This is a genomic window from Streptomyces sp. NPDC005070 (genome assembly GCF_053600395.1).
Genome location: NZ_JBSFZS010000327.1, coordinates 1 through 3,204, shown reverse-complemented (window position 1 = coordinate 3,204; position 3,204 = coordinate 1). Strand labels below are relative to the sequence as shown.

Annotated in this window: 2 protein-coding genes and 1 pseudogene; 1 reads left to right on the top strand and 2 read right to left on the bottom strand. The window is 73.9% G+C overall.

What is annotated here, in order from left to right; all coding sequences use genetic code 11:
• On the top strand, positions 1–1,142 hold a 1,142-nt coding region (locus ACWEBX_RS38545), incomplete at its 5' end, for an RICIN domain-containing protein (protein WP_451889378.1).
• Positions 1,143–1,168: 26 nt separating this feature from the next.
• Here the strand turns inward: ACWEBX_RS38545 and ACWEBX_RS38540 are convergent.
• Together ACWEBX_RS38540 and ACWEBX_RS38535 are read right to left on the bottom strand one after the other, a co-directional pair.
• Complete coding sequence (locus ACWEBX_RS38540) at positions 1,169–2,143, bottom strand: 2-hydroxyacid dehydrogenase (RefSeq protein WP_451889377.1); 975 nt, start codon at positions 2,141–2,143, stop codon at positions 1,169–1,171.
• Positions 2,140–3,108: pseudogene (locus tag ACWEBX_RS38535) on the bottom strand (alpha-hydroxy-acid oxidizing protein); the annotation flags it as partial. The gene ACWEBX_RS38540 and the pseudogene ACWEBX_RS38535, both read right to left, overlap by 4 nt.
• Positions 3,109–3,204 lie beyond the last annotated feature (96 nt).

Here is a 3,204-nt window from a genome sequence, read left to right as displayed (position 1 = left end):
CCGCGCGTAGGCCGTCTCCGGAGCGCGCGGAGAGCGGCGAGCCCCCGACAGGCCGTGGACGCTCCGGCACGGCCGGACGCCGCGACGCCGAGGGGCGCTTCGGCACGGGCGGAGGCCTCGGTGCCGAGGGACGCTCCGACAGGGGCGCGGGACCCGGTGTCGAGGGAGGCTTCGGCGCGGGCGGAGGCTTCGGAGGCGAGGACTTCTCCGATGCGGGCGGAGGCGTCGGTGCCGACGGACGCTTCGACACGGGTGCGGGACCCGGTACCGAGGGGCGCTTCGGTGCGGGCGGAGGCCTCGGAGGCGAGGACTTCTCCGGTGCGGGCGGAGGCGTCGAAGCCGAGGGACGTTCCGGCAGGGGCGGCCGCCTCGCGGCCGAAGGGCGCTCCGGCGCGGGCGGAGACGTTGGTGCCGAAGGACGCTCCGAAGCCGGTGTGAGCCCGCGGGACGGCGGGCGCTCCGGCGGACGCCGGCGTGCGCAGCCCCTGTCCTCGTCGACGGGACGCAGGGCCGCGAGGTCGGCGGAGGGGTCCCAGCAGGTCCTGGTCACCGGGGCCGGACTGTCGGCCGCCCTCGTGGCGACCGTCCTCGCGGTGAGCCTGTGGCCGAACGAGGAGGGCGGCACCGACTCCGCCGCCGCCATCGGGGCCAGCAGCAGCCGGACCCTGTCGCCGACCCAGGGTTCGCAGGTCCCGCCCGTGATGTCGACGCCGTCCACCGCGGCCGGAGTCGCCGCGAAGGGTGAGCGGACCCGGCTGCGCAACGTGGACGCCGACCTGTGCCTCGACGTACGCGACGCCAAGGCCGTCGAGGGCGCCGAGGCCACGCTGGACGTGTGCTCGTCCGCCTGGACCCAGCAGTGGGTGTACGAGAAGGAGGGACTGCTGCACAGCGTCGCCAGTCCCGGGCTCTGCCTCGACGCGCAGGCGGACGACGGCGTCCTCGTGCTCGGCCGCTGTGCCGTCGAGGACGCGGAGCGGCGCGAGGACCTGCGCTACGACCTCACCGACGAGGGCGAGTTGCTGTCCCGCGGGCGCGACGGACTGGCCGTCGCACCCGCGTCCACGGACCCCGGCGCCGACATCGTGGTCAAGGTCCGCGACTACTCCGACATCCAGCGCTGGCGGACCGAACGCCCTTAGACGGGCGCCGAGTCCGCCGTGACCGGTTACGAGACGACGTCCTGGGGCGGCTTGCCCGCGATGAAGTCCGCGGCGTTCTGGACCGCGGCCACGGCTATCCGTACGAGTGTCTCGCGGGTGACGCCGGCGACGTGCGGGGAGAGCACGACGTTCGGCGCCTTGAGCAACCGCAGGGCCGGGGTGGGCGGTTCGGGGTCGAAGACGTCCAGGCCCGCTCCGGCGAGGGCGCCCGCGTGCAGCGCGTCCGCGAGGGCGTCCTGGTCGATCAGGGCGCCCCGCGAGGTGTTGACGACGAACGCGGTCGGCTTGAGCAGCGCGAGCCGTTCGGCGTTCAGGAGATGACGCGTCGCGTCGGTCAGCGGCGCGTGCAGGCTCACGTAGTCCGACACGCGCAGCAGTTCCTCCAGTTCGACATGGCGGGCGCCGAGCCGGTTCTCCGTCTCGGCGGACGCGCGCGTGGGACCGGCGTACACGATGCTCATGTCGAACGCGACCGCGCGCCGCGCGACCTCCTCGCCGATGTGGCCGAGTCCCACGATGCCGAGCGTCTTGCCGGACAGCTCCGTGATCGACTGCTGCAGCCGGGGCAGCGCCCAGTCCGCCTCGGTCAACGCCGTGTGGGCGGGCACCAGTTGCTTGGCCAGGGCGAGCATGAGGGCGAAGGTCTGCTCGGCCACGTTCTGCTTCTCGGCCCCGCTGGAACCGATGTTGCACACGGGCACGCCCCGCTCGCGGGCCGCGTCCAGGTCGACGTAGTCGAAGCCGTGACTCGCGCACTGGATCAGCTCCAGGTCCGGTGCGGCGGCGATGTGCCCGGCGGTCACCGGTCCGAGGCCGGTGACGACGACATGCGCCTCGCGCAGCGCGGCGGGGTCCTCGTCGGTGGCCTCCACGACGGTGACGCGGGCCTGCCCCGGGAAGAGGGTGGCGAGCGCCGCTCCCGCCGTACGGCCGCCCACGTGCGGAGCGACGACGGCGAGCACGTTCTTGGTGACGGTCATGCGGTCTCCTCGATGAGGTCGTCGGGGCCGAGCGAGGCAGGGCGGGCGTGTCCGGACAGGGCGAGGGTCAGATCGAACTCGGCGAGCAGACAGCGGACGACGTGCTCGACGCCCGCCTGACCGTCGAGGCCGAGACCGTAGGCGTAGGGACGTCCGACGAGCACCGCCCGCGCCCCGAGGGCGAGCGCCTTGAAGACGTCGTCGCCGGTGCGGATGCCGCTGTCGAAGAGCACGGTGAGCCGGTCGCCCACCGCCGCCGCCACGCGGGGCAGCGCGTCGGCGGCCGCGACGGACCCGGCCACCTGCCGGCCGCCGTGGTTGGAGACCACCACGCCGTCCATCCCGGCCTCGGCGGCCTTCCGGGCGTCGTCCGGGTGCAGGATGCCCTTGAGGACGATCGGCCCGTCCCAGTTCTCCCGCAGGAAGGCCAGGTCCGGCCAGGTCTTGCCGGGGTCCGCGAACATGCTCACGAAGTGCATCACCGCCGCGTTCGGGTCCTCGTGCACCGGCTTGGCCAGACCGGCCTGGAACGCCGGGTCCGAGAAGTAGTTGGCGGTGCCCACGCCGTGCAGGAACGGCAGGTACGCCTGGTCGAGGTCACGCGGGCGCCACGCCAGCAGCGGGGTGTCGAGCGTGACGAACAGCGCCGTGAACCCGGCCGCCTTCGCCCGGTCCAGGAAGCTGCGGGTGACCTCGCGGTCCTTCGCCCAGTAGAGCTGGAACCAGCGCTCGCCGTCGCCCATGGCCTCGGCGACCTGCTCCAGGGGGGTGCTGGAGGCGGAGGACAGGATGTACGGGACACCCTGCGCGGCGGCGGCCCGTGCCGCGGCGCACTCCGCGTCCGGATGCATGATCGACAGCACGCCGATCGGCGCGAGCGCGAGCGGCGCGGGCAGTGGGCGCCCCAGCACCTCGACGGACAGGTCGCGTTCGTGGACGTCCCGCAGCATGCGCGGCACGATCCGGCTGCTCCTTCTCGGTCAGCTCGCTCCTGCGGACGAGGTGGACGCCCTCCTCCGCGAGCGCGGGGGCGACGTCCTCCTGGTAGCAGGCCGCGTGGC